Here is a 21274-nt window from a genome sequence, read left to right on the forward strand (position 1 = left end):
GGGGCTTCCCATGAGTGCATTAAATAAGAAAAGTTTTCTTACTTACCTGAAAGAGGGCGGTATTTACGTCGTTCTTTTAGTTTTGCTGGCGATTATTATTTTCCAGGACCCAACATTTTTAAGTCTGTTGAACTTAAGTAATATTCTCACCCAGTCATCGGTGCGTATTATTATCGCGCTTGGTGTGGCAGGGTTAATTGTCACCCAGGGGACTGACCTTTCCGCAGGTCGCCAGGTGGGGCTGGCGGCAGTAGTAGCAGCGACGTTATTGCAGTCCATGGATAACGCCAACAAAGTGTTCCCGGAAATGGCGACGATGCCGATTGCGCTGGTTATTCTGATTGTCTGTGCCATTGGTGCGGTGATCGGTTTGATCAACGGCTTGATTATCGCCTATCTCAACGTGACGCCGTTCATTACCACGCTCGGTACGATGATTATCGTCTACGGCATTAACTCGCTCTATTACGACTTTGTCGGGGCATCGCCAATTTCCGGTTTTGACAGTGGTTTCTCCACTTTTGCCCAAGGCTTTATTGCGCTGGGGAGTTTCCGTCTCTCTTACATCACCTTCTATGCGTTGATTGCGGTGGTGTTTGTCTGGGTGTTATGGAACAAAACCCGCTTCGGTAAGAACATTTTTGCCATTGGCGGTAACCCGGAAGCGGCGAAAGTATCTGGTGTCAACGTCGGCCTGAACCTGCTGATGATTTACGCGTTGTCTGGTGTGTTCTATGCCTTCGGCGGGATGTTAGAAGCCGGACGTATCGGCTCAGCCACCAACAACCTCGGCTTTATGTATGAGCTGGATGCTATCGCGGCGTGCGTGGTAGGCGGCGTATCGTTCAGCGGCGGTGTGGGGACGGTAATTGGTGTGGTGACCGGGGTGATTATTTTTACCGTCATCAACTATGGTCTGACGTACATCGGCGTAAACCCGTACTGGCAGTACATCATCAAAGGGGCGATTATTATCTTCGCCGTGGCGCTGGATTCACTGAAATACGCGCGTAAGAAGTGATGTGATTGTGGTCCGCATTCGTTCATAAACGCACATAACATCATGATCTGTGTGGTTTTGTAGTCCGGATAAGGCGTTCACGCCGCATCCGGCGACAGGAACCAAATGCCGGATGCAACGCTGGCGCGTTTTATCCGGCCTACAATGAGCACAACATACTGATTTGTATGGTTTTGTAGGCCGGATAAGGCGTTCAAGCCGCATCCGGCGACAGGAACCAAATGCCGGAAGTGACTCGGGTTCTACAACGTTACCGGGTGTTCTTTCTCGCCTTTCTTAAACTTCACTTCCCCAAGATCAATACAACCTACCGGGCAGACATGACCACAAAGCAGACAACCCACGCATTTCTCGGTATTACAATGCGGTGTGCGGGTTTTCTCGCTCCATTCCATCGCCTGGTGACCGCCGTCGTAACAGGAAATATAACAGCGTCCACAGCCAACACATTTATCAAGATTGATATGGGGATAGACAATATAACTGCGGTCTAAATCTTCCGCCGGGACAATATTGTGATTCGCCAGACCTACCATCTCCTGCAACGAATCAAACCCTTGATCGGCGAGATAATGCGACAACCCGCTTGCCATATCTTCCACTATCCGATACCCGTACTGCATAATGCCGGTGGTCACCTGCAACGTCGCTGCGCCGAGCAATAAAAACTCCGCCGCATCTTCCCAGGTTTCAATGCCGCCGATACCGCTGATCGGGAAATCGCGCAGTTCTGGATGGGTGCGCATTTGCTGAATAAAGCGTAGGGCGATCGGTTTTACCGCTTTACCGGAATATCCGGAAATACTCGATTTACCGTTAACGATCGGCATACCAATTTTCTGATTAAGATCGATATTGGTGATGGATTTAACGGTGTTAATCGCCGCAATGCCATCTGCGCCGCCGCGCTTCGCCGCCAGCGCCACTTCGCACATATCACCAATATTCGGCGTCATCTTCGCCAGCATTGGCAGCGTGGAACCACGTTTTACTGCCCGACAATATTTTTCTACCAGCTCCGGGCTTTGCCCGACATCGCTACCCATCGCATGAGAAGTCATTTGCGGACAGGAGAAGTTACACTCGATCATATCCGCGCCAGCTTCTTGCACCAGACGCGCCAGCTCTTCCCATTGCTGCTCATTTTCGCCCATGATTGAAGCGATCAATACTTTGTCCGGATAATCTTCTTTCAGCCGACGCAGGGCGGCCAGATTCTCTTCCAACGGATGTTCAGCAATCTGCTCCATATTTTTGAAGCCGATAAAACCGGTATCTTCTTTCACCAGATGATCAAAACGCGGCGAGACTTCGTTGGCGATAAAAAAACCGATCGTTTTAAACACCACGCCGCCCCAACCTGTGTCGTAGGCTTTGGCGCACATCTCATAGCAGTTGCCTACCGGCGAAGAAGAAAGGCAGAACGGGTTGGGAAACTTCACGCCGCAAAAAGTAATCGAAAGATCTTTCGTTAACATGAGCAAGCTCCCTCTAAATAGTGATGAATCGCCCCGGCGGCTTCTTTCCCGGTTTTCACTGCATAGACCACGGTTTTGTCACCCTCAACAATATCGCCAGCAGCAAAGACTTGCGGGTCGCGGGTCTGGTAATGTTGCGTTTCGATGGTGTTACGCTGCGGTTCCAGTGCGGAAAAAACAGCAAGTTCGGCATGTTGACCTACAGCGAGAATAATTTTGTCCGCCGCTATCGTTAGTTCACCTGGTAAACGAACATGCTTAAAGGTGACTTTATTGCCTTCCACGGCTACTGGTGTAAATCCATCGATGATCGAAACGCCCAGCTCTCTGGCGCTGGTAAACTCTTTTTCGCTTGCCGGAAACTCATCTAACTCTTCACGCGCTACGCAGGTTACCGCCTGACAGCCGAGAACTTTCAGCGTGCTGGCTACGTCCATCGCGACATCACCGCCGCCGATAATTAATGCGCTTTGTGGAATGCTGATATCGCCTTGCGCCTGTCGTGCACGTTGCAGGAAGTCGACGGCAATCTCAACGTCGCTATGCTCAAACAGCGATAACCCGGAACCGCTCGATAACCCTACGGTGACCAGTACCGCGCGGTTTTCCGCTTTCAGCTGCTCCAGGGTAAGTGTTTTACCGATTTCGTTATTGCACTTAATGGTCACGCCCATTTTTTCTATACGGGCGATTTCTGCATCCAGCACCGATTGCGGTAACCGGAATTGCGGAATGCCGTTACGCAACCAGCCACCGGGTTGTGCTTCTTTCTCATGGATCGTGACGTCATAACCCTGGTTTGTCAGCGTCACACTGGCCTGCAATCCGGCAGGACCTGCGCCAATAATGGCGACTTTGCCGAGCGTTTTAGTACCGGGCTGATAAATTTCCATCCCAGTTTGTTGTTCAAAATCAGTAACAAAACGCTGTAAACGACCGATATCAATGGGAGCATCAACACCGGCACGTGTACAACCGCTTTGGCATAATTTCTCCGTCGGGCACACTCTGGCACAAACGGCACCGAGGGCATTATTTTCGCGAATTGTCTCGGCAGCGCCTTTAAAATTACGAAAGTAGATTGAGCGAATAAATTTCCCCGGATCGGTCTGTGCCGGGCAAGCCTGACTACAGGGAGCGTCATGACATAATAAACAGCGAGAGGCTTCTTTAATCGCCAGTAAAGGCGTAAAAGCCGGAGTGAGTTCATCCAGATAATTTTGTTGCGGCATGTGATCTTCCTTAATGCTATGAGTAATTAAGGCGAACGCTAAATAAATATTGCGTGCTGATATTAAGGCTATGCGCGTGGGGAAATTTAAACTGTGAAAGGATTCACAAATAGCTGCGGTTCAGAATGTGATATCCGCAGCTTATTGAGTGAAGTAATAATTATTCTCAATAATTAACAGAAAAGGGAAAATATTAACGATAGAAAATAAGATAAACAATCATGCCGATAGATAAAATTCCGAAGCCGATATATGCCACCATATAAGCGAAGAAGAGTCCGGGATTTTTCGCTCGCCAGACATACACCGGTTCCGGTGCATTTTTAACCCGTTTATCAATCGCGCCTGCGCGCCAGCCTTTCCATGCTTCGCGGAAACAAAATATCGGGATAAGGAAAAAAACGGCAACGACAAAAAACTGCTGTACATCCATAACTACTTTCCTTGTTTCTTTTGTAATTCAAGTAACTGTTCGGGTGTGACGGCGGGATACCCCTGCGCATCTTCCGGCACCTGGTGCATAGCCGGAATAGGGACCAGCGGCCCTAAAAAACGCGGTTCACGTTTAAAAATATAAAGGTCAGCCAGCGCACCGAAACGGGCGGCAAATTCGCGAATACGTACTGACAGCATATCTTTCGGTGACGGTACGGCATAACACTGAGCCTGAATCCCCATATGCAGCGCAATAAATAATGCCCGCTCACAGTGGAAACGTTGGGTGATAATAATGAAATCATTAGTATCGAAAACTTTGCGTGTACGTACGATGGAATCCAGCGTACGAAAGCCTGCGTAATCGAGAACAATATCTGATGGGTCGACACCGGCTGCGATTAAATCTTTGCGCATGGTCATCGGCTCATTATAACTTTGCAATGCGTTATCGCCGCTCAGTAATAGATAATTTACCTTACCGCTGTTATAGGCATTAATCGCTCCTTGAATGCGGTAGCGATAATACTGATTAATTACGCCAGTCCGATAATATTTTGCTGTGCCGAGCACCACACCGACCTGGCGGTAGGGGAGATCCTGCAATTCGTCGTAGATATAAGGCGCGGTTTTCCAGCTCATCCAGCGATCGAGGCCGAGCACAGTCAACAGCAGCAAGCCGATCAGGACTAACAGGCTGAGGAACACGCGCTTTAACATGCAGGAGACTCGATCTAAGGAAAATTTCCATCAGGCTACTTTACCCGCTGGTTTTGCGCAAGAAACGGCAAACTGTTTGCCGGGATTTTCGACACCAGGAAAGGGCTGGCAAGCCGGACAAGGCGTTCACGCCGCATCCGGCACCAGGCTTAAGCGAGAAGCACGCGGTCGATATTGTGACAGCCGAGAGCTTTCAGCGTTGCGGAGGTGGCATCCCACTGAATCAACGGCGCATCGGCTTTTTCTGCCAGAACCGCGCGCTGGATATCCGGGTAATCATAACCCTTGAGATTCAACAGAATTAACGCCCCCTGCAACGGCGGCAGAGTCGGGTTGAATGCGGCGTTTTCAGCGTAGCTGCCGCTGAAAATACGACCGTCTTTACATTCCAGCGCGACACCGCTTGGCGACTTACTGTAAGGCATGTGCGAACGGTTTGCCGCCGCAATCGCCGCCTGAGAAAGCGCATCACCAGTCAGCGCATAGCCGTGATCCTGCTCGTCCATCAGCAGCGTTTTAATCTCCAGATCTTTCGGCCCAAAGGCATCCGGTAGATAGTCACGCAGCGCGTGTGCCTCGCGTCCCGGAAGATGAATACGCAGATCCAGACCGCTGTTCAGTTCATTCATAAACTGACGGCAGTGACCACAAGGCGTGTAGTTAACGGTGATGGCTGCAAGCGCTTTTTCACCACTCAGCCAGGCGTGGCTGATCGCGCTTTGTTCGGCATGAACGGTTTGCTGCATTGTCGCACCAATAAATTCCATATTGGCACCGAAATACCAGGTTCCGCTCACACCGCGCGCAATTGCGCCAACATTAAAATTCGACAATGGCGTACGCGCACAGGCCGCCGCCAGCGGAAGTAGTGCGAATGCCAGCGCGTCTTCGTCCAGCCCCGTTGCGCTCTTCAGCGATGAGACTTGCTCCCCGGTCAACAAAGCGGGGAAGTACTTGTCTGCCAGAATAGGTTCCAGTGCAGATTGCAAGTTATCCGCAAGTTGGGCAAAAGCGGTTTGAAAACGTGGATGCATGGCGTTGCCTCATAATCATGTAATGGGATAACAGTTTACGAACCCGTTATGGCTTTATATGTGATCTAAATCTCATTAATTATGCAACGCGTGAAACTTACATCAAAAATGCGCGACGCATCGCAAATTTTAGCCCATTACTGCCAGAATAATCGGGAAAAGGAACGGTGCGATCAGCGAAGTAATAATCCCGCATAACACCAGCGCCAGCGAACTAAATGCACCTTCCTGATAATCCAGCTCGGCGCAGCGCGCCGTACCGAGGGCGTGCGAGGCTGTCCCCATTGCCAGACCGCGCGCAGCTTTGGTATGAATACGCATCGCATTAAGCAATGTATGGCCAAACACAGCGCCGAGGATGCCGACGAAAATCACGCAAACTGCGCTGATTGCCGGAATACCGCCAATACTGCCGCCAACTGCCATTGCAATAGGCGTGGTGACTGATTTCGGCAGGATTGACGCGGCGATTTCCGGTGAAGCGCCCATCAACAATGCCACAGAAGTCCCCGTCACCATCGCAACCACGCTGCCGATAAAACAGATGGTGATGATCGATTTCCAGCGCGCGCGGATCTGGTGTAGCTGCTCATATAAAGGATAGGCCAGTGCGACGACCGCCGGTTGCAGCAGATCGTTTAGCACTTCGCTACCTTTAAAGTAGCTGTCGTAAGAGATGCCAGTCAGCATTAAAAAAGGAATGATCACCACCATTGCTACCAGCAACGGGTTAAGCAGGGGAAACTTATACCGTGCCGCCAGTTTGCGGGCGGCAAAAAAGACAATCAACGTCAGCGGTAATGACCACCAGATATTCGCCATCATTCTTCTGATCCTTTCTGACCTACGACTTTACGTTCACCGTGCACCAGTTGTGAACTCCAGCTCACCACCAGAAAAACCACCAGCGTACTGACTGCACAGGAAACCACTACCGGACCAAACTGTGCGCGGAGCAAATCAAAATATTGCATGACGCCTACACCAATCGGCACAAACAATAGCGCCATATAGCGAATCAGTACGTAGCACCCCGGATTGACCCATTTCGCCGGAAGAATTTGCAAGGCCAGCAGGACAAACAGGATCAGCATCCCGATGATGCTGCCCGGAATGGTTACCGGTAGCAGGGAAGCAATGAAAATGCCTGCATACAGGCAGGCATAAATCAGGACGAAAGCGCGTAAATATTGCCAGATAATGTTCAGTGTCTTACTCATAATCAACACCCCAGATGAGATGGATTCATCATACAATTAATTCGTAAAACGTGCTACCGATCACATTAAGAAATCAGCGCTTATTTTTTCGCTCCCCGGTATTACGCAATGCGCAGCGAACTCAGGCATACATCAAGCATAGAGAGGGATTGCAGTTTGCAGCAATCCCTCTTTGCAGACCTTTAATCCGTTGACCGGAGGCGCTAACATAGCGCCTCATTTTTTTGCGGGTGATGATATGCGTGTGTTACTGGCTCCGATGGAGGGTGTACTTGACTCTTTGGTGCGGGAATTACTGACCGAAGTTAACGACTACGATCTGTGCATCACCGAGTTTGTCCGCGTGGTGGATCAACTGCTGCCAGTAAAAGTCTTTCATCGCATTTGCCCTGAGCTACAAAATGCCAGCCGGACACCATCCGGTACGCTGGTGCGCGTGCAGTTGTTAGGGCAGTTCCCACAGTGGCTGGCAGAGAACGCCGCCCGTGCGGTGGAGTTAGGCTCCTGGGGCGTGGATCTTAACTGCGGCTGCCCGTCGAAAACGGTTAACGGTAGCGGTGGTGGGGCAACGTTACTGAAAGATCCTGAACTCATCTACCAGGGTGCAAAAGCGATGCGCGAAGCTGTACCGGCGCATTTGCCTGTCAGCGTAAAAGTGCGTCTGGGCTGGGACAGCGGTGAGAAGAAATTTGAAATCGCCGATGCGGTGCAACAGGCTGGCGCTACGGAGCTGGTAGTACATGGGCGGACAAAAGAGCAGGGTTACCGCGCGGAACATATTGACTGGCAGGCGATTGGCGAGATTCGCCAGCGGCTTAATATTCCGGTGATTGCCAACGGTGAAATCTGGGACTGGCAGAGTGCGCAACAATGCATGGCGATCAGCGGCTGCGACGCAGTGATGATTGGTCGCGGGGCGCTCAATATTCCCAACCTGAGCCGTGTGGTGAAATATAACGAACCGCGAATGCCGTGGCCGGAGGTGGTTGCTTTGCTGCAAAAATATACCCGTCTGGAAAAGCAGGGCGATACCGGGTTATATCACGTTGCGCGGATTAAACAGTGGTTGAGTTATTTGCGTAAAGAATACGATGAAGCAACGGAATTATTTCAGCATGTTCGGGTGTTGAATAATTCCCCTGATATTGCAAGGGCTATTCAGGCCATTGATATCGATAAGCTGCGATAATAGTGGAATCGCAGCTTATCTGAGACAATGAATCGCTTATTCAGCTTCATCATCTTGTTGCGCTCCTTTCATGAGCTAAGCCACATATTGCCACTGGCGCAAGGAGCGCGCAGGGGGAGGACAATCGCCTCCTCCCCCTGCACCCCGGGCTCTGGCGAACAAAATCGCCGCTGCGCGGTACCTTCAGCTTATCCCCTTCGGCTACCGGGTCGGGCGCGAGGTAACGTCCTTGTAAGACGCGCCCTCAGCCCACATCCATGTGGGCTGCCCCGGCCTTCGGGGAACGCTTCAGCGATTTTGACGCCACCAACACCGGAGCTGTTTGCAAATCAAGTACACAAAATATCGAGTTACTGACCTGACAACTTATATGCCATATCTGATTTTTAAAATATCATCTTAAATACGCCAGTCACCACCAGTAGCCCAATCAGGAAAATAATCAATACAGCCCAGAGTATAATTTTCATTGGCGTTCCTTTATTTGTGAGTGCTGAATAAGTATAGGAAAAAACGAAGCCCTTTGCCGCTATTCATAAACGATTAAGATAAATCGGGAGATATCATTCGCTTAGTGTATATTTTTCTGGATATGTCGTTTTATTGCCACTGATGTATTGCCACGCGAAACTAAAAAATATATCGCAACACACGGTAATCTCCGCGCACCTTTTCTTACCTGATTATTCCCCCATGAATCGTGATTCTTTTTATCCAGCCATCGCCTGTTTTCCGCTGTTACTGATGCTGGCCGGGTGTGCGCCTATGCATGAAACCCGCCAGGCGTTAAGCCAGCAAACACCCGCGGCACAAGTTGACACCGCATTACCCACGGCGCTGAAAAATGGTTGGCCAGACAGCCAATGGTGGCTGGAGTATCACGATAATCAACTCACTTCCTTAATTAATAACGCACTACAGAGCGCACCGGATATGCAGGTGGCTGAACAGCGCATTCAGCTGGCTGAAGCCCAGGCGAAGGCAGTTGCCACTCAGGATGGTCCGCAGCTCGACTTTTCTGCGGATATGGAGCGGCAAAAAATGTCGGCAGAAGGGTTAATGGGGCCGTTTGCTTTGAACGATCCGGCCGCAGGTACGACCGGTCCGTGGTACACCAACGGTACTTTTGGCTTAACGGCGGGCTGGCATCTCGATATCTGGGGAAAGAATCGGGCGGAGATTACTGCTCGCCTGGGTACGGTTAAAGCACGGGCGGCGGAACGCGAGCAAACCCGCCAATTGCTGGCTGGCAGCGTAGCCCGCCTGTACTGGGAGTGGCAAACCCAGGCGGCGTTAAACACGGTCTTGCAGCAAATCGAAAAAGAGCAGAACACCATTATCGCGACCGATCGCCAGCTATATCAGAACGGGATTACTTCTTCAGTTGAAGGTGTGGAAACCGATATTAATGCCAGCAAAACCCGGCAGCAGCTCAACGATGTCGCGGGTAAAATGAAAATTATTGAGGCACGGTTAAATGCACTCACAAATCACCAGACAAAGTCACTGAAGCTTAAAACGGTCGCGTTGCCGAAAGTGGCAAGCCAGCTTCCTGATGAACTGGGGTACTCCTTACTGGCGCGGCGGGCAGATTTGCAGGCGGCGCACTGGTACGTTGAGTCATCGTTAAGCACTATTGATGCGGCAAAAGCGGCATTTTATCCTGACATCAACCTGATGGCCTTCCTGCAACAGGATGCGTTGCACTTAAGCGATCTGTTCCGTCATTCCGCGCAGCAAATGGGCGTTACGGCAGGCCTGACGCTACCCATTTTCGATAGTGGTCGTCTTAACGCCAACCTCGATAACGCAAAAGCCGAAAGCAACTTGTCTATCGCCAGCTACAACAAAGCGGTGGTTGAAGCGGTGAATGACGTGGCGCGGGCAGCCAGTCAGGTTCAGACACTGGCGGAGAAAAACCAGCATCAGGCGCAAATTGAGCGCGATGCCTTGCGTGTAGTAGGTCTTGCGCAGGCCCGCTTTAACGCGGGCCTCATTGCTGGTTCCCGGGTCAGCGAAGCCAGAATCCCGGCGCTGCGTGAGCGGGCCAATGGCCTGTTATTGCAAGGGCAGTGGCTGGATGCCTCCATTCAACTCACTGGTGCGCTGGGCGGGGGGTACAAACGCTGATGATATGCGCCTTCTATACTTAACGTTTGTTGAGCGTTAAGTGGAGAACTCGATGGCACAGGTCGCGATAATTACCGCCTCCGATTCGGGGATCGGCAAAGAGTGCGCGTTATTGCTGGCGCAGCAGGGGTTTGATATTGGCATTACCTGGCACTCAGATGAAGAAGGGGCAAAAGATACCGCGCGTGAGGTAGTTAGCCACGGCGTACGTGCGGAGATCGTGCAACTGGATCTCGGCAATCTACCAGAAGGTGCGCAGGCGCTGGAGAAACTTATTCAACGGCTGGGGCGTATTGATGTGCTGGTGAATAATGCGGGCGCAATGACCAAAGCGCCGTTTCTTGATATGGCTTTCGATTAGTGGCGCAAGATTTTTACCGTTGATGTCGATGGTGCATTTTTATGCTCGCAAATTGCTGCCCGCCAGATGGTGAAGCAAGGGCAGGGCGGTCGCATCATCAACATTACATCGGTACATGAACATACGCCGCTGCCGGATGCCAGCGCCTACACAGCCGCTAAACATGCGCTCGGCGGGTTAACCAAAGCAATGGCGCTGGAGTTGGTCAGGCATAAAATTTTGGTGAACGCAGTCGCACCTGGGGCGATCGCCACGCCAATGAACGGCATGGATGGCGGCGACGTGAAGCCTGACGCGGAGCCTTCGATTCCCTTGCGACGTTTTGGCACAACGCATGAGATTGCCAGCCTGGTGGTATGGCTTTGTTCGGAGGGCGCAAATTACACCACCGGGCAGTCGTTGATAGTGGATGGCGGCTTTATGTTGGCGAATCCGCAGTTCAACCCAGAATAGCGCAGTGAGGTGCGTGGTTATTTCATTGGGTTAGGCCAGAAAAGACACGCCAGCGTCGCATCAGGCATGGTGCACCGGATGTCGGATGCGGCGCGAACACCTTATCCAGGGCAATAGTTTTACGCCTGATGATCCGGCTTTTTCTTCCCGCTCCGTTTCAGCCACCAGCGCACGCCTACCACCAGAACCACGACCAGAATCAACCAGACCCAGTGCTTCAAATGCTGGTCGAGATTGTGCAACCACGGCGCAATCACCTGCCCACCAGCGTAACCGATAGTGGTAAAAATCAGCGCCCAGGCAAATGCGCCGAGAATATTCAGCGGCAGAAAGATTTTCGGCGGCAGCTGGCTGGCACCAATCAGCGTCGGGCCAATCACCCGAAAGCCATACATAAAACGCGTACCAATGACAAACAGATACGGATGGCGTTGGATAAGTTTCTGCGCCCGCTCAATTTTATCCTGATGTTTCGAGAAACGGCGTAACAGCTTGCCGCCAAAGCGCCGCCCGCACAGATAAAGCACCTGGTCGCCAATCATGCCGCCAAGCGCCACAGAAAGTACCACCAGCGGGAACTTTAATAGCCCCTGATGTGCCGCAACGCCTCCCAGCAAAGTCACGGTTTCACCTTCCGCCAGGCTACCGATCACCAGCGCGGCATAACCATATTGTGAGATGAGTGTATTGAGATCCATAGGACAGTCTGTCTCCCTTTGCTTGACTGTAAGCATACACCCTGTGAATCATTCACGCTGAAAAAGGACGTACATCAGACGGTGCAAATTACATGAGCGAACAAAAAATAATCACAAGCTGACTTATACTTGAACTGTCAGGTTCATGAACTCACAACAAGGGGGCGGTATGAGCCATGTCTGGGGACTGTTTTCCCATCCCGATCGTGAAATGCAGGTGATTAATCGCGAAAACGAAACGATTTCTCATCACTACACCCACCACGTTTTGCTGATGGCGGCGATTCCGGTGATTTGCGCCTTCATTGGCACTACACAGATTGGCTGGAATTTTGGCGATGGCACTATCCTGAAGTTATCCTGGTTTACCGGACTGGCGCTGGCTGTCTTGTTTTACGGCGTTATGCTGGCTGGGGTTGCGGTGATGGGGCGGGTCATCTGGTGGATGGCGCGTAATTATCCGCAGCGTCCGTCACTTGCGCACTGCATGGTCTTCGCGGGCTACGTTGCAACTCCGCTGTTTTTAAGCGGTCTGGTGGCGCTTTACCCGCTGGTCTGGTTGTGTGCGCTGGTCGGCACGGTGGCGCTGTTTTACACCGGCTACCTGCTGTATCTCGGTATTCCGAGCTTCCTGAATATCAACAAAGAGGAAGGACTTAGCTTCTCCAGTTCGACACTGGCGATAGGCGTGCTGGTGCTGGAAGTGCTGCTCGCCCTTACCGTTATACTATGGGGCTACGGTTATCGTTTGTTCTAGAAAGTTCTTTTGCGCTGCATTGCTGGCGTAAATGTCAGCAATGCAGCATTTCCTCACGATTCTTCTTTGACGATCGCACTTTTTGCTCGTTATGATGGCGTCGCTAGCCTCAGTAAATCCTTACTCCGGCGGTGCGCAACCCGTGCGCGTGAACCACTATCTGAATGCTCATCATGCCGAAATTTCGAGTTTCTTTATTTAGCCTGGCCCTGATGCTGGCTGTGCCTTTTGCACCGCAGGCCGTTGCGAAAACGGCAGCCGCTACCACCGCGTCACAACCGGAAATTGCCTCCGGTAGCGCGATGATTGTTGATCTGAATACCAACAAAGTGATCTATTCGAACCACCCGGATCTGGTGCGTCCGATTGCGTCTATCAGCAAATTAATGACCGCGATGGTTGTGCTGGATGCACGACTGCCGCTGGATGAAAAACTAAAAGTGGATATCAGCCAGACGCCGGAGATGAAAGGGGTCTATTCGCGCGTACGACTGAACAGCGAAATCAGCCGTAAAGATATGCTGTTGCTGGCGCTGATGTCTTCAGAAAACCGCGCGGCGGCAAGCCTTGCGCACCATTATCCCGGTGGTTACAAAGCCTTTATTAAGGCGATGAATGCGAAAGCGAAATCGCTCGGAATGAACAACACGCGCTTTGTTGAACCAACTGGATTGTCGGTGCATAACGTTTCAACCGCCCGTGACTTAACCAAACTACTCATTGCCAGCAAACAATATCCGTTGATCGGGCAGTTAAGTACTACCCGGGAAGATATGGCAACCTTCTCTAACCCGACGTATACGCTGCCGTTCCGCAATACTAACCATCTGGTGTATCGTGATAACTGGAATATTCAGTTAACCAAAACCGGTTTTACCAATGCGGCGGGCCATTGTCTGGCGATGCGCACGGTTATCAATAATAAACCGGTGGCGCTGGTAGTGATGGACGCGTTTGGCAAATATACCCATTTTGCCGATGCCAGCCGCCTGCGTACCTGGATTGAAACCGGTAAAGTGATGCCTGTTCCGGCAGCAGCGTTGAGCTATAAAAAACAAAAAGCCGCCCAAATGGCGGCGGCGGGGCAGACGGCACAGAACGATTAAATGAATGACGGATGGCGATACTCTGCCATCCGTAATTATTACTCCACTTCCTGCCAGTTTTTCCGCTTACTGGTTTTACCGATCCCCGGATTCATACTGTTGGTCGGATCGTTCTCGCGATAAAACTTCTGCAACGTTTCCGGTGCTTTATACAAATGACCGACGTTATGCTCGGCAGGGTATTGCGCGCCGCGCTGCTGTAGCAGTTCCAGCATCTGTTCTTTCAACACATGCACATCCACGCCTTTTTTCACGATGTAATCCTGATGGAAGACATAGCACATAAAATGGCCATAATAGAGCTTGTGCACCAGCTGGCTGTCGATCTCCGGCGGTAAATGCTCATACCATTCGGTGTCGTTACGCCGCAGAGCGATATCCAGCGCCAGAATGTCTTCGACTTCATCGGAATGCACAGCCTGATAACGAATTGCTGCGCCCGCAGCGGCGAAACGGTGTAAAAACGCTTTGCTGCCTTCCTCCGGCGTACAGACAAAGAAATCGCCCTCGGCCTGTTTGAAATAATCCACTAGCCACGATTTGGCTTCACCGACGCCATCGCCCGCCATTTTTAACAGCAGATGATGCTCGTATTTATCGCGCCAGTTTTTCATGCGCGGCGGTAAATGGCTGGGGAACAGGTGACCGAATTTTTGCATTGCACGGTCGGTAAAATGCGGACGGAAGAATTTCACTTTCTCCAGCATCGCATCGGTGCGTCCCTTGAGATTAAAGAAGAACGGCATCTTGTCGGTGCCTAACTTATCAATCATCAGGAAGGTGTCTTTGCCGTATTTTTCCGCAATATCGTAGATATCCCGGTGCATATATTCCCCGGCAACCGGCAGATTTTCGAAATTAGCCAGAATATGACGGCGGATTTCGGTCAGCACTTCCGGCTGGTTGGTGCCGATATAAAACACCTGCTGATTTTTTTCCGCTTCGAAGGTATCAAGACGTACCGCAAAGACGGCCAGCTTACCTGCGCAACCAGAAGATTCAAATAACCGATCCGGATCGGCGTTATAACGTGCGGGCGTGTCGGCTTCAATATCACGAACGCGGTGGACATAGTCATAATCGTGGGCGTGACGACCATCGTGACGCACATCGTCATCTTTGATGCGATCGTCATCCAGCTTGCTAAGGATCTGCTCCGGCGTTTCGCCCAGATCAATCCCCAGATGGTTCACCAGCGTCAGTTTGCCGTCTTCATTTATACGCGCGAATAATGACATTTCGGTATACGCCGGGCCACGTTGCACCAGCGAGCCGCCCGAGTTGTTACAAATACCGCCGATGACCGATGCGCCTATACACGATGATCCAATCACTGAGTGCGGTTCGCGTCCCAGCGGTTTGAGGGCTTTTTCCAGTGAATAGAGCGTGGTGCCCGGATAGGCCAGCACTTGTTCGCCCTTGCCGAGAACGTGCAGCTTGTCGAGACGCAGGGTGCTGATGATCACGATATCGCGATCATAATCGTTACCGTTTGGCGTCGATCCTTCGGTCAGGCCTGTATTGGCAGCCTGCATCAGAATAATTTTGTCAGCGGTGACGCAGGCTTTCAGCACCCGCCACAATTCTAGTAGTGAGCCAGGGAAAACGACAGCAAGCGCGTCGCCCTGACCAGAACGGAAGCCCTTGCGATAGCGGGCCGTTTTTGCGGGATCGGTGAGCAGGTGTGAATGACCGACCAGACGGGCAAGTTCATTCAAAAAGGCTTTATTATCAGTTGTTGTCATGGAAGACATTTTCCACTCCTTGTGGTGGCGAAAAAATATCACAAACTAGAATAGCGCCTTGTATGACAATTCAGCGAGTGAATATTTTGAAAATTCAGACAATAAACTGAGCATTCTTTTTCTCTCTCCATCATGCTTATGGCAAACTACGGTTTTTGCACCATTTTCGCTGCCTCGTCGGGCAACAGAGGAAGAAAAATCCATATGAAATGGCTATGTTCAGTAGGAATCGCGGTGAGTCTGGCCCTGCAGCCAGCACTGGCGGATGATTTATTCGGCAACCATCCATTAACGCCCGAAGCGCGGGATGCGTTCGTCACCGAACTGCTTAAGAAAATGACAGTTGATGAGAAAATTGGTCAGCTGCGTTTAATCAGCGTCGGCCCGGATAATCCGAAAGAGGCGATCCGCGAGATGATCAAAGACGGGCAGGTAGGGGCGATTTTCAACACCGTAACCCGTCAGGATATCCGCGCCATGCAGGATCAGGTGATGGAATTAAGCCGCCTGAAAATTCCTCTTTTCTTTGCTTACGACGTGCTGCACGGTCAGCGCACGGTGTTCCCGATTAGCCTCGGTCTGGCCTCGTCTTTTAACCTCGATGCAGTGAAAACAGTCGGGCGTGTCTCTGCTTATGAAGCGGCAGATGATGGCCTGAACATGACCTGGGCACCGATGGTCGATGTTTCGCGCGATCCGCGCTGGGGACGTGCTTCCGAAGGTTTTGGCGAAGATACGTATCTCACCTCAATAATGGGTAAAACCATGGTGCAAGCGATGCAGGGTAAAAGTCCGGCAGATCGCTACTCGGTGATGACCAGCGTCAAACACTTTGCCGCTTACGGCGCGGTAGAAGGCGGTAAAGAGTACAACACCGTCGATATGAGTCCGCAGCGCCTGTTTAATGATTATATGCCGCCGTACAAAGCGGGGCTGGACGCAGGCAGCGGCGCGGTGATGGTGGCGCTGAACTCGCTGAACGGCACGCCAGCCACCTCCGATTCCTGGCTGCTGAAAGATGTCCTGCGCGACCAGTGGGGCTTTAAAGGCATCACCGTTTCCGATCACGGTGCAATCAAAGAGCTGATTAAACATGGCACGGCGGCAGACCCGGAAGATGCGGTACGCGTGGCGCTGAAGTCCGGAATCAACATGAGCATGAGCGACGAGTATTACTCGAAGTATCTGCCTGGGTTGATCAAATCCGGCAAAGTGACGATGGAAGAGCTGGACGATGCTGCCCGCCATGTACTGAACGTTAAATATGATATGGGATTGTTTAACGATCCATACAGCCATTTGGGGCCGAAAGAGTCTGACCCGGTGGATACCAATGCCGAAAGCCGCCTGCACCGCAAAGAAGCGCGTGAAGTGGCGCGCGAAAGCCTGGTGTTGCTGAAAAATCGTCTCGAAACGCTGCCGCTGAAAAAATCTGCAACCATTGCGGTGGTTGGCCCGCTGGCAGACAGCAAGCGTGACGTGATGGGAAGCTGGTCGGCGGCAGGTGTCGCCGATCAATCTGTTACTGTGCTAACAGGGATTAAAAACGCCGTCGGTGAAAACGGTAAAGTGCTGTATGCCAAAGGGGCGAACGTTACCAGTGACAAAGGCATTATCGATTTCCTGAATCAGTATGAAGAGGCGGTCAAAGTTGATCCGCGTTCGCCGCAAGAGATGATTGATGAAGCGGTGCAAACCGCGAAACAATCTGATGTGGTGGTGGCTGTGGTCGGTGAAGCTCAGGGGATGGCGCACGAAGCTTCCAGTCGTACCGATATCACTATTCCGCAAAGCCAACGTGACTTGATTGCGGCGCTGAAAGCCACCGGTAAACCGCTGGTGCTGGTGCTGATGAATGGGCGTCCGCTGGCGCTGGTGAAAGAAGATCAGCAGGCTGATGCGATTCTGGAAACCTGGTTTGCGGGGACTGAAGGCGGTAATGCAATTGCCGATGTATTGTTTGGCGATTATAACCCGTCTGGCAAGCTGCCGATGTCCTTCCCGCGTTCTGTCGGGCAGATCCCGGTGTACTACAGCCATCTGAATACCGGGCGTCCGTATAATGCCGACAAGCCGAACAAATACACTTCGCGTTATTTTGATGAAGCTAACGGGGCGCTTTATCCGTTCGGCTATGGTCTGAGCTACACCACTTTCACCGTCTCTGATGTGAAACTTTCTGCGCCGACCATGAAGCGTGACGGCAAAGTGACGGCCAGCGTGCAGGTGACGAACACCGGTAAACGCGAAGGGGCCACGGTAGTACAGATGTACTTGCAGGATGTGACGGCTTCCATGAGTCGCCCGGTGAAGCAGCTTAAAGGCTTTGAGAAAATCACCCTGAAACCGGGCGAAACTCAGACCGTCAGCTTCCCAATCGATATTGAGGCGCTGAAGTTCTGGAATCAACAGATGAAATATGACGCCGAGCCTGGCAAGTTCAATGTCTTCATCGGCACTGATTCCGCACGCGTTAAGAAAGCCGAGTTTGAGTTGTTGTAATTTTCGATGTTTGTAGGCCGGATAAGGCGTTTACGCCGCATCCGGCAAGAAACGCCGGGCAAAATATGCCCTTTAAGTATTTATCTGATTCTGCAACTGAATCCGTCCAGACAGGCTAACCCTGTCATTATCAACTATGCTTTTCTCTTAATTCGCTGAAAACAACAGTAAAAGAATGAGGAAAGCATCATGCCACTCTCAAAGCTCTGGGCAGGTTCACTGGTTTTGTTGGCAGCCGTGAGCCTGCCGCTACAGGCGGCTTCCCCCGTTAAGGTTGGTTCAAAAATCGATACGGAAGGCGCGCTGCTCGGCAATATCATTTTGCAGGTGCTGGAAAGTCACGGCGTTCCTACGGTAAATAAAGTGCAGCTGGGAACGACTCCCGTAGTGCGCGGGGCGATCACTTCTGGCGAGCTGGATATCTATCCGGAATATACTGGCAATGGCGCGTTTTTCTTTAAAGATGAAAACGATACGGTATGGAAAAACGCGCAGCAAGGCTATGAGAAAGTCAAAAAACTCGATGCAGAGCAAAACAAGTTAATCTGGCTGACGCCCGCGCCTGCAAATAACACCTGGACCATCGCCGTGCGTCAGGATGTGGCAGAGAAAAACAAACTCACTTCGCTTGCCGAGCTGAGTCGTTATCTGAAAGAGGGTGGCAACTTCAAACTGGCAGCCTCGGCAGAGTTTATCGAACGCGCCGATGCCTTACCCGCGTTTGAAAAAGCCTATGGCTTTAAGCTCGGTCAGGATCAGTTGCTGTCACTGGCCGGTGGTGACACGGCGGTGACGATCAAAGCCGCTGCCCAGCAAACTTCTGGCGTTAATGCCGCAATGGCTTACGGCACCGATGGCCCGGTTGCGGCGCTGGGGCTGCAAACCTTAAGCGATCCGCAAGGCGTGCAACCTATCTACGCGCCTGCGCCAGTGGTGCGTGAGTCGGTGCTGAAAGAGTATCCGCAAATAGCACAGTGGCTACAGCCAGTCTTCGCCAGCCTCGATGAAAAAACATTGCAGCAGCTGAATGCCAGCATTGCAGTGGAAGGACTGGATGCCAAAAAAGTGGCAGCCGACTACCTGACACAAAAAGGGTGGACGAAGTAATTTCCCGTGACTTATTTCCGTATTAATCCTGTTCTGGCGCTGCTGCTGTTGCTGACGGCAATCGCAGCGGCGCTGCCGTTTATCAGTTACGCACCTAATCGTTTAGTTTCGGGTGAGGGGCGTCATCTCTGGCAGCTGTGGCCGCAAACTCTCTGGATGCTGGTGGGCGTTGGTTGCGCCTGGCTGACAGCCTGTTTTATTCCCGCTAAAAAAGGCAGCATTTTTGCACTCATTCTGGCGCAATTCGTCTTCGTATTGCTGGTGTGGGGAGCTGGAAAGGCGGCGACACAACTGGCGCAAAATGGTAGTGCGCTGGCGCGTACCTGCCTCGGAAGTGGTTTCTGGCTGGCTGCGGCGCTGGCACTGCTGGCCTGTAGCGATGCCATCCGCCGAATCTCCACGCATCCGCTGTGGCGCTGGTTGTTGCATATGCAGATTGCCATTGTTCCGCTGTGGTTGCTGTACTCCGGCACGCTTAACGATCTCTCGTTAATGAAAGAATACGCCAACCGTCAGGATGTGTTTGACGACGCGCTGGCACAACATCTGACGTTGCTGTTTGGTGCGGTGCTGCCTGCGTTAGTGATTGGTGTGCCGTTGGGCATCTGGTGCTACTTTTCCACCGCGCGGCAAGGGGCGATTTTTTCTCTGCTGAATGTCATTCAGACCGTGCCTTCGGTAGCGCTCTTTGGCCTGTTGATTGCGCCGCTTGCCGCGCTGGTTACGGCCTTTCCGTGGCTGGGAACGCTCGGCATAGCAGGAACCGGAATGACACCCGCTCTGATTGCACTGGTGCTCTATGCCCTGTTACCGCTGGTGCGCGGCGTAGTAGTCGGCTTGAACCAGATCCCGCGCGATGTGCTGGAGAGCGCCAGAGCGATGGGGATGAGCGGGACGCAGCGTTTCCTGCATGTTCAGTTACCGCTGGCGTTACCGGTATTTCTGCGCAGCCTGCGGGTGGTGATGGTGCAAACCGTTGGCATGGCGGTGATTGCGGCGTTAATCGGCGCAGGCGGTTTTGGTGCGCTGGTTTTTCAGGGGCTGTTAAGCAGTGCCATTGATTTAGTGTTGCTGGGGGTGATCCCGGTAATTGTTCTGGCGGTGCTTACCGACGCGCTGTTCGATTTGCTTATCGCACTGCTGAAGGTGAAACGTAATGATTGAATTTAGCCATGTCAGCAAACTGTTCGGCACACAAAAAGCCGTTAACGATCTCAATCTCAATTTTCAGGAGGGGAGTTTTTCGGTGCTGATTGGTACATCAGGCTCCGGTAAATCCACCACTCTGAAAATGATTAACCGCCTGGTGGAGCATGACAGTGGCGTGATCCGCTTTGCCGGAGAAGAAATTCGCTCGCTGCCAGTGCTGGAGTTGCGCCGCCGGATGGGCTATGCCATTCAATCTATTGGCCTGTTTCCCCACTGGAGCGTGGCGCAAAACATTGCCACCGTGCCGCAATTACAAAAATGGTCGCGGGCGCGGATCGACGATCGTATCGACGAATTAATGGCGCTGCTGGGGCTGGAGCCGGATTTGCGTGAGCGTTATCCGCATCAGCTTTCCGGCGGTCAGCAGCAACGTGTGGGAGTGGCCCGCGCGCTGGCTGCCGATCCGCAAGTCTTGCTGATGGATGAGCCATTCGGCGCACTGGACCCGGTAACGCGTGGCGCGTTGCAACAAGAGATGACGCGCATTCACCGTTTGCAGGGGCGCACTATTGTGCTGGTCACTCATGATATTGATGAGGCGCTACGGCTGGCAGAACATCTGGTATTGATGGATCACGGTGAAGTCGTGCAGCAGGGCAATCCTCTGGCGATGCTGACTCATCCGGCGAATGATTTTGTCCGCCAGTTTTTTGGGCATAGTGAACTGGGTGTCCGCCTGCTTTCGTTACGTAGCGTGGCGGATTACGTGCGTCGCGAAGAACGGGCAGAAGGTGAGGCGCTGGCAGAAGAGATGACGCTACGCGATGCGCTCTCCCTGTTTGTCGCGCGGGGATGTGAAGTGCTGCCGGTGGTGAACACGCAGGGCGAGCCTTGCGGCACGCTGCATTTTCAGGATCTGCTGGAGGAGGCGTAATCG

At 52.1% G+C, this 21274-nt stretch carries 19 protein-coding genes and 1 pseudogene; 10 read left to right on the forward strand and 10 right to left on the reverse strand.

Features of this window, described 5'->3' with window-relative positions; genetic code table 11:
- The first annotated feature begins 10 nt into the window (after positions 1-10).
- Complete coding sequence (gene mglC / locus HBM92_RS08335) at positions 11-1021, forward strand: galactose/methyl galactoside ABC transporter permease MglC (RefSeq protein ID WP_001275112.1); 1011 nt, start codon at positions 11-13, stop codon at positions 1019-1021.
- A 242-nt stretch (positions 1022-1263) separates the two neighbouring features.
- Here mglC and preA read toward each other — a convergent pair whose 3' ends face one another.
- The 7 genes from preA to HBM92_RS08370 all read right to left on the reverse strand — a co-directional run bounded on the left by preA (position 1264) and on the right by HBM92_RS08370 (position 7140).
- Positions 1264-2499 (reverse strand): NAD-dependent dihydropyrimidine dehydrogenase subunit PreA, encoded by a 1236-nt coding sequence (preA, locus tag HBM92_RS08340; protein ID WP_000956067.1) that lies wholly within the window; start codon positions 2497-2499, stop codon positions 1264-1266.
- On the reverse strand, positions 2493-3731 hold the full coding sequence (preT, locus tag HBM92_RS08345; protein ID WP_001136315.1) for an NAD-dependent dihydropyrimidine dehydrogenase subunit PreT: 1239 nt from the start codon (positions 3729-3731) through the stop codon (positions 2493-2495). Before preT ends, preA begins: the two co-directional genes overlap by 7 nt.
- 193 nt (positions 3732-3924) lie before the next feature.
- Positions 3925-4164: a DUF2542 family protein gene (locus HBM92_RS08350; RefSeq protein WP_000383096.1), complete on the reverse strand. Its 240-nt coding sequence runs from the start codon at positions 4162-4164 to the stop codon at positions 3925-3927.
- Positions 4165-4166: 2 nt separating this feature from the next.
- Positions 4167-4886 carry an outer membrane permeability protein SanA gene (gene sanA, locus HBM92_RS08355; protein WP_000920064.1) on the reverse strand — a complete coding sequence of 240 codons (720 nt, stop codon included), beginning with the start codon at positions 4884-4886 and terminating at the stop codon, positions 4167-4169.
- 149 nt (positions 4887-5035) lie between these two features.
- The gene (gene cdd, locus HBM92_RS08360) at positions 5036-5920 is read right to left on the reverse strand and encodes a cytidine deaminase (RefSeq protein ID WP_000553553.1); all 885 of its coding nucleotides are present in this window, start codon (positions 5918-5920) and stop codon (positions 5036-5038) included.
- A 129-nt stretch (positions 5921-6049) separates the two neighbouring features.
- On the reverse strand, positions 6050-6745 hold the full coding sequence (locus HBM92_RS08365; RefSeq protein WP_000968206.1) for a CidB/LrgB family autolysis modulator: 696 nt from the start codon (positions 6743-6745) through the stop codon (positions 6050-6052).
- Positions 6742-7140 (reverse strand): CidA/LrgA family protein, encoded by a 399-nt coding sequence (locus HBM92_RS08370; RefSeq protein ID WP_001295452.1) that lies wholly within the window; start codon positions 7138-7140, stop codon positions 6742-6744. The genes HBM92_RS08365 and HBM92_RS08370 overlap by 4 nt, the downstream gene beginning before the upstream one ends.
- A gap of 238 nt (positions 7141-7378) precedes the next feature.
- Here HBM92_RS08370 and dusC point away from each other — a divergent pair, with 238 nt between their 5' ends.
- The gene (dusC, locus tag HBM92_RS08375; RefSeq protein WP_001264872.1) at positions 7379-8329 is read left to right on the forward strand and encodes a tRNA dihydrouridine(16) synthase DusC; all 951 of its coding nucleotides are present in this window, start codon (positions 7379-7381) and stop codon (positions 8327-8329) included.
- Between the two features lie 386 nt (positions 8330-8715).
- Here dusC and yohP read toward each other — a convergent pair whose 3' ends face one another.
- Entirely contained in the window at positions 8716-8799 is an 84-nt protein-coding gene (gene yohP, locus HBM92_RS25795) for a small membrane protein YohP (RefSeq protein WP_000691708.1), read from the reverse strand.
- A 223-nt stretch (positions 8800-9022) separates the two neighbouring features.
- Between yohP and mdtQ the strand changes: the two genes are divergently transcribed.
- On the forward strand, positions 9023-10459 hold the full coding sequence (gene mdtQ, locus HBM92_RS08385) for a multidrug resistance outer membrane protein MdtQ (RefSeq protein WP_001078152.1): 1437 nt from the start codon (positions 9023-9025) through the stop codon (positions 10457-10459).
- 52 nt (positions 10460-10511) lie between these two features.
- Positions 10512-11273: pseudogene (locus tag HBM92_RS08390) on the forward strand (SDR family oxidoreductase).
- 119 nt (positions 11274-11392) lie between these two features.
- On the opposite strand, the gene HBM92_RS08395 reads toward HBM92_RS08390, so the two are convergent.
- Positions 11393-11971, reverse strand: coding sequence for a DedA family protein (locus HBM92_RS08395; RefSeq protein WP_001443080.1), 579 nt, complete (start codon positions 11969-11971; stop codon positions 11393-11395).
- A gap of 169 nt (positions 11972-12140) precedes the next feature.
- On the opposite strand from HBM92_RS08395, the gene HBM92_RS08400 reads away from it, so the two are divergent.
- Both HBM92_RS08400 and pbpG read left to right on the forward strand, forming a co-directional pair.
- Complete coding sequence (locus tag HBM92_RS08400) at positions 12141-12728, forward strand: Yip1 family protein (protein WP_001295454.1); 588 nt, start codon at positions 12141-12143, stop codon at positions 12726-12728.
- Between the two features lie 173 nt (positions 12729-12901).
- On the forward strand, positions 12902-13834 hold the full coding sequence (gene pbpG / locus HBM92_RS08405; RefSeq protein ID WP_001443079.1) for a D-alanyl-D-alanine endopeptidase: 933 nt from the start codon (positions 12902-12904) through the stop codon (positions 13832-13834).
- A gap of 38 nt (positions 13835-13872) precedes the next feature.
- Here pbpG and dld read toward each other — a convergent pair whose 3' ends face one another.
- Positions 13873-15588, reverse strand: a complete 1716-nt coding sequence (gene dld / locus HBM92_RS08410) for a D-lactate dehydrogenase (protein WP_000097371.1) — start codon at positions 15586-15588, stop codon at positions 13873-13875.
- Positions 15589-15783: 195 nt separating this feature from the next.
- Here dld and bglX point away from each other — a divergent pair, with 195 nt between their 5' ends.
- The 4 genes from bglX to yehX all read left to right on the forward strand — a co-directional run bounded on the left by bglX (position 15784) and on the right by yehX (position 21271).
- Complete coding sequence (gene bglX / locus HBM92_RS08415; RefSeq protein WP_000871498.1) at positions 15784-18081, forward strand: beta-glucosidase BglX; 2298 nt, start codon at positions 15784-15786, stop codon at positions 18079-18081.
- Between the two features lie 189 nt (positions 18082-18270).
- On the forward strand, positions 18271-19188 hold the full coding sequence (osmF, locus tag HBM92_RS08420) for a glycine betaine ABC transporter substrate-binding protein OsmF (protein ID WP_001131236.1): 918 nt from the start codon (positions 18271-18273) through the stop codon (positions 19186-19188).
- Positions 19189-19194: 6 nt separating this feature from the next.
- A complete protein-coding gene (yehY, locus tag HBM92_RS08425) occupies positions 19195-20352 on the forward strand; it encodes a glycine betaine ABC transporter permease YehY (protein WP_000220851.1) in 1158 nt (385 codons plus the stop codon).
- Positions 20345-21271: a glycine betaine ABC transporter ATP binding protein YehX gene (gene yehX, locus HBM92_RS08430; RefSeq protein WP_000569381.1), complete on the forward strand. Its 927-nt coding sequence runs from the start codon at positions 20345-20347 to the stop codon at positions 21269-21271. The genes yehY and yehX overlap by 8 nt, the downstream gene beginning before the upstream one ends.
- Positions 21272-21274 lie beyond the last annotated feature (3 nt).

Source organism: Escherichia sp. E.sYA108, assembly GCF_011754335.1.
Classification (GTDB): Bacteria; Pseudomonadota; Gammaproteobacteria; order Enterobacterales; family Enterobacteriaceae; genus Escherichia; species Escherichia coli.